The sequence below is a fragment of the Plesiomonas sp. genome (genome assembly GCF_051650925.1).
GTDB lineage: Bacteria > Pseudomonadota > Gammaproteobacteria > Enterobacterales > CAMTGL01 > Plesiomonas.
This window is the reverse complement of sequence record NZ_JBOFRH010000182.1, coordinates 1-5,237: the sequence shown is the minus strand read 5'-3', so window position 1 is coordinate 5,237 and position 5,237 is coordinate 1. Positions and strand designations below refer to the sequence as shown.

The following is a 5,237-nucleotide window of genomic DNA, read 5'->3' as shown; positions in this document are numbered from 1 at the left end:
AAAATGTGCGGATACAAGATGTAACCCTGTGTGACCTATTAACGGGAATGATATTAACTATCATTATCAAATGCAAGCCGGTGCCGGTAGAAACGTGCACTGAGTGCAAATGTTCACTCCATGCAATGGGGTACAGACTTGATATGCGCTTATCCGCTATAAAGAGATAGAGATATAAAGGAATAAAACAACAGACCAGGTGCAGGTAAAGCGCACCCCGCGTGACTCTGTGATAATATTCACAACAATATCAGGCATGATGCAGAAGCTTATTGCCCCCGTGTGGTGATAGCAGCACGTCATGCAGCATTTTCTGACTCCGTATTGAAATTGAATAAGAATCACAACAATGAACGGTAACCCGATTGTGAAAGCCCCTTTGTTGCCGCGCATGGCCGAGCTGAACGGTATCATGCTGCGTGATCGCCGCCGCTTGCAGCGCCGGATTGAAGGTGCAAAGAAGATTAAAAATCCGCAAACGCTGCAAAAAGTGGTTGATGAGATAACCACTGAGCTTACGGATGCCAAACGTAAGATAGAGGCCCGTCGCGCCTCAATTCCTGCCATTGAATATCCGCTGGAGCTGCCGGTTAGCCAAAAAAGAGATGACATTTTAAATGCCATCAGAGATCACCAAGTGGTGATTGTGGCCGGAGAAACCGGATCGGGTAAAACCACACAATTGCCGAAGATCTGTCTAGAGCTTGGCCGTGGTATTCAGGGGGGTAATCGGGCATACCCAGCCACGCCGCTTGGCTGCGCGTTCAGTAGCAAACCGTATCGCCGATGAGTTGAAAACTCAGATGGGATCAACTGTCGGTTATAAAGTACGTTTTAATGATCAGGTGAGTGATAACACGCTCGTTAAGCTGATGACCGACGGTATTTTACTGGCGGAAATTCAAAATGATCGGTATTTAACCCAATACGACACCATCATTATTGATGAGGCGCACGAGCGCAGTCTGAATATCGATTTTATTCTGGGTTATTTGCGAGAGCTGTTGCCAAAGCGCCCTGATCTGAAAGTGATTATTACCTCTGCAACTATTGATCCTGAGCGCTTTTCTAAGCACTTTAACAATGCGCCGATCATTGAAGTGTCTGGCCGCACTTATCCGGTAGAGGTACGTTATCATTGCGCGGCCGACGCGGGGGAGGATAACGATCAGCTACAAGCTATCTTTGATGCAGTAGATGAGCTGTATCTGGAAAATCGTGGTGATATTCTGATCTTCATGAACGGTGAACGTGAAATACGTGATACCGCTGATGCTTTGGAAAAGCGCCAGTTGCCGCATACTGAAATTTTACCGCTGTATGCACGTCTCTCATCATCAGAACAAAATCGGGTGTTTCAACCCTCTGTGGGTCGCCGCATTGTATTGGCAACCAACGTAGCAGAAACATCACTGACTGTTCCGGGGATCAAATATGTCATTGATCCGGGAACTGCGCGTATTTCACGTTACAGTTATCGCACCAAAGTTCAGCGTTTACCTATAGAGCCAATTTCACAGGCATCGGCCAATCAACGTAAAGGGCGTTGCGGCCGTGTTTCTGACGGTATCTGTATTCGTTTGTACTCTGAAGATGATTTCTTATCGCGCCCTGAGTTTACTGATCCTGAGATTTTGCGTACCAACTTAGCGTCGGTCATCTTGCAAATGACCTCATTAGGGTTAGGGGATATCAGTGCATTCCCATTTGTGGAAGCGCCAGATAAACGTAATATCCAAGATGGCGTTCGCTTGCTTGAAGAGCTGGGTGCGCTAGATCCCGAACAAAAAGAGGCGAAAAAGCGTTTAACCCCACTGGGGCGCAAGTTATCACAACTTCCGGTCGATCCGCGTTTGGCACGTATGGTGTTAGATGCGCCTAAATATGGTTGCCTGCGTGAGGTTATGATCATTGTTGCCGCGTTGTCTATTCAAGACCCGCGTGAACGTCCGCAAGAAAAACAACAAGCATCAGATGAAAAGCATCGCCGTTTTCATGATAAAGACTCTGACTTCTTGGCATTTGTGAACCTGTGGGATTATCTGCGCGATCAGCAAAAAGCACTTTCGAGCAACGTGTTTCGCAGACAGTGTAAATCTGATTTCCTTAACTATTTACGTATTCGTGAATGGCAGGATATTTATACGCAATTACGTCAAGTTGTGCGTGAACAAGGCCTTTCTATCAATGAAGAACCTGCAGATTTTCGTTCCGTTCATTTAGCACTCCTCACCGGTATGCTTTCCCATATTGGTATGAAAGATGCCGAGAAAAATGAATTTCAGGGTGCGCGTAATGCTCGGTTTGCTATTTTTCCAGGTTCTGCTCTGTTTAAGAAATCCCCTAAATGGGCAATGGTTGCTGAGCTTGTTGAAACATCGCGTTTATGGGGGCGAATTGCCGCCCGTATTGAACCTGAATGGATAGAGCCGCTTGCTCAACATTTGGTAAAACGTAGCTACAGTGAACCGCATTGGGAAAAAGCGCAAAATGCGGTTATGGCCAGTGAGCGTGTCACGCTTTATGGCATTCCTATTGTTGTTGCGCGTAAAGTCAATTATGGCGAGATTGATCCGTTGTTATCTCGTGAGCTATTTATCCGTTCTGGGCTGGTGGAAGGGGAATGGAATACGCGACATAAGTTTTTCCGTGAAAACCGTTTATTATTGGCGGAAGTGGAAGAGCTAGAACATAAATCACGTCGACGTGATATTTTGGTTGATGATGAAACCCTGTTTGCGTTTTATGATCAGCGCTTGCCGCATGATATCGTTTCAGGCCGTCACTTTGATAGCTGGTGGAAGCAAACTGAAAAAGCACAACCTGATTTACTCAGCTTTGAAAAATCGATGCTGATTAAAGAGGGCGCCGCAAAAATTAGTGATTTGGATTATCCGAACTTTTGGTATCAGGGTAATTTGAAATTAAAGCTCTCCTATCAGTTTGAGCCGGGTCAAGAAGCGGATGGTGTGACGGTACATATTCCATTACCGGTATTAAATCAGGTTGAGGCAATCGGTTTTGATTGGCAAATTCCTGGTTTACGTGAAGAGCTGATCATTGCGTTGATTAAATCACTACCCAAGCCAGTACGCCGTAATTTTGTTCCTGCCCCTAATTATGCTCAGGCATTTTTAGGTCGGGCAGAGGCGCTTGACGGTAATTTACTTGATGCGCTCGAACGTGAATTCCGCCGAATGACTGGTGTGACAGTGTCACGTGAAGATTGGGGTTCAACACCTATCCCTGATCATCTCAACATGACATTTAGGGTTGTAAATGATAAAAACCAGAAATTAGCTGAGAGCACTGATCTAGATACATTAAAACTGAATCTGAAAGAAAAGGTGCAGGAAACGCTTTCCGCCGTTGCTGATGATGGTATTGAGCAGTCAGGTTTACATCTCTGGAGTTTTGGTTCATTGCCACAATGTTATGAACAAAAGCGGGGCGGTTATTCAGTTAAAGCTTTCCCTGCGCTGGTGGATGATAAAGACTCTGTCAGTATTAAACTGTTTGAAACCGAGCATGAACAACAAAAAGCGATGTTAAAAGGTACGCGCCGTTTATTATTACTGAATGTTCCATCACCGATTAAATACTTACATGAGCGCTTACCTAACAAAGCCAAGCTGGGGCTTTATTTTAACCCGTTTGGCAAGGTTCTTGATTTAATTGATGACTGTATTGATGCCGGTATTGATAAATTAACTGCAGAGTTTGGCGGCCCAGCATGGGAAGATAACAATTTTGAATTGTTGCGTGATCATGTTCGAGCTCATTTAAATGATGCGGTTGTAGATATTGCTCAACAGGTTGAACGTATATTAACAACATCACATGAAATTAATAAGCGTTTAAAAGGAAAGATTGATTTTACCATGGCATTTGCTCTGTCTGATGTCAAAGCTCAAATGGGTAATTTAATTTATCGAGGCTTTGTCAGCGAGTGCGGTTGGCAGCGTTTACCTGATGTACAACGCTATTTAAACGCAATTGAGCGCCGTTTAGAGAAATTACCGACAGATCCTAATCGTGACAGAGCGCAGATGCTTAAAGTAGAGTCAGTACAGAAAGAGTATCAGCTATTACTGGGTAAAGTTCCTAAAGGGCAGCCTGTTCCAGATAAAGTACAAGATTTACGCTGGATGCTAGAAGAGCTAAGGGTTAGCTTGTTCGCTCAACAATTGGGGACACCGTATCCGGTTTCAGACAAACGGGTAAAAATAGCCATTGATGATGCGTTAAATTAATGGTTTTTCAGATAACTAGCACAAAGAAAAGGCCCTTAAATAGGGCCTTTTTTATATTGCAGTGGGTGACAACGTTATTTTTAGTTATATTTTTCATTATCACATGTATTAAAAAAATAGAAATTCACTAAAAACGATACATCATCCCGACTGAAAAATTACTTAGTTGAGAGTTAAAAAACTCAACGTCAGAGTTTATTTTTCCGTAGGCTAAAGAGCCATAAACAGACAGTTTTGGCATGTTGAAAATATTATTTCTAAATAACATTACGTTAGCTGCAAAGTCAGTTGAGTCTGTTTTTTTATCAAAAACGGGATTAGCTTTCGTGTAATCTGTTTTACCTAAATAAATATTACTGACTAAATTGTATGGCATTGCTCGCCAGAAATAACTGACCAGCATACCATATTGCTGATTACTGACAGCATCACCTTCTAGCTGGTTATCAACATACCGAAGTTCCGGTACTAAATATTGGCTTTGATTAATGGCATAAAAGTAAGATACACGTGATGTATGGCTATAACCATTACGATCAAGCATTCGCATCTGTGCGGATGTTAATTCATTATTTTGATATAAGTATTGCCCGCTAATTTCATTATCTATAGATAAATTACGATAGGTATAATCAGCTGAGAAATTGCTGCCTAAAATATTTTGCCACCCAATCAACGCGCCTTTGGTATCACGTTTTGTATCTGAGCGTGCAACACCAAACGCATAGGGGTCTTGCCACACGTTATTAGCTAATCCAGAAAATACATAGGCTGCGGAAAGAATACCATTCTGGCCGATTTGTTGACGAACCCCCAGTTGCTGTGAGAAATCGAGCCGAACAGAGTCTTGAATCAGATTCCCTAAATAGAATTGTGTTCTTGATTCACCCAATGTATAGCGTAAATCTAAGTTAAAAGAAGGGGATAGCTTATTCTTTGACTCTGCTGATGCATCTTTATTTTCTACATAACGGTTCGCATCAT

The 5,237-nt window shown here is 42.9% G+C and carries 1 protein-coding gene and 1 pseudogene; one reads left to right on the top strand and one right to left on the bottom strand.

The genetic code is table 11. The features are described from left to right. Positions 1-541: 541 nt before the first annotated feature. Positions 542-4,253 (top strand): annotated as a pseudogene (gene hrpA, locus ACRC27_RS04240) (ATP-dependent RNA helicase HrpA); the annotation flags it as partial. 127 nt (positions 4,254-4,380) lie between these two features. Here hrpA and ACRC27_RS04235 read toward each other — a convergent pair. Further along, a partial coding sequence (locus ACRC27_RS04235) for a DUF2860 family protein (protein ID WP_438639266.1) occupies positions 4,381-5,237 on the bottom strand: 857 nt, incomplete at its 5' end.